This window comes from Pseudomonas brassicae, assembly GCF_010671725.1.
Taxonomy (GTDB): Bacteria; Pseudomonadota; Gammaproteobacteria; order Pseudomonadales; family Pseudomonadaceae; genus Aquipseudomonas; species Aquipseudomonas brassicae.
This window is the reverse complement of the sequence record NZ_JAAHBU010000525.1, coordinates 1-702: the sequence shown is the minus strand read 5'-3', so window position 1 is coordinate 702 and position 702 is coordinate 1. Positions and strand designations below refer to the sequence as shown.

Here is a 702-nt window from a genome sequence, read left to right as displayed (position 1 = left end):
TGCTCCAGCAGCAGCGCCAGGCTTTCGTACAGGCGCTGCTCGCCATCCTGCGGTGGCGCCACGCTGTCGAAGCGCACCAGTGCATGCAGCCCCAGGCGCGCCAGCGCTTCACGCCAGTCGGGCTCGCGATGGTTATCGCTGGCCACGAAATTGAGCACCGGCAGCAGCGGCTTGCCGCAGCTGGCCAGTACCTCCAGTTCGTCACGGTACTTGGCCAGCACCGGCTCGCGGGCATCGATCACATACAGCCCGGCATCGCTGGCCAGCAACTGGCGCAGCACCTTGGCCTCCTGTTCGAAGCGCTGCGCGCCTCGCTGCCCTGCAGAAAACGTTCGAGCCGCGCCGGACCGTCCAGCCGCTCTCCCGGGCGCTCCAGGCGTTCGAGATAGTCGAGCAGGGCGATGGCGTCTTCCAGGCCGGGCGTGTCGTACAGCTCCAGCAGCGGCTGGCCGTCCACCGACAGCCGCGCGCCTTCCACATGCCGGGTGGTACTGGGACGGTGCGAGACTTCGCCAAAGCCCACGTCGCGGGTCAGGGTGCGCAGCAGCGAGGTCTTGCCCACGTTGGTGTGGCCCACCACGGCCAGTTTCAACGGCTTAGTCATGGCCATGCTCCAGCCAGTTCATCGGGGCGCTGTCGGCATAGTCCAGCCCCAGGTGCTCCAGCGCCTGGTGCCAGTCGCCCAGGCGGTCGGCGTCCAGC

Annotated in this window: 1 pseudogene; it reads right to left on the bottom strand. The window is 68.2% G+C overall.

The features are described 5' to 3' along the window. A pseudogene (locus G3436_RS25595) lies at positions 1–604 on the bottom strand (GTPase domain-containing protein); the annotation flags it as partial. Positions 605–702: the final 98 nt, after the last annotated feature.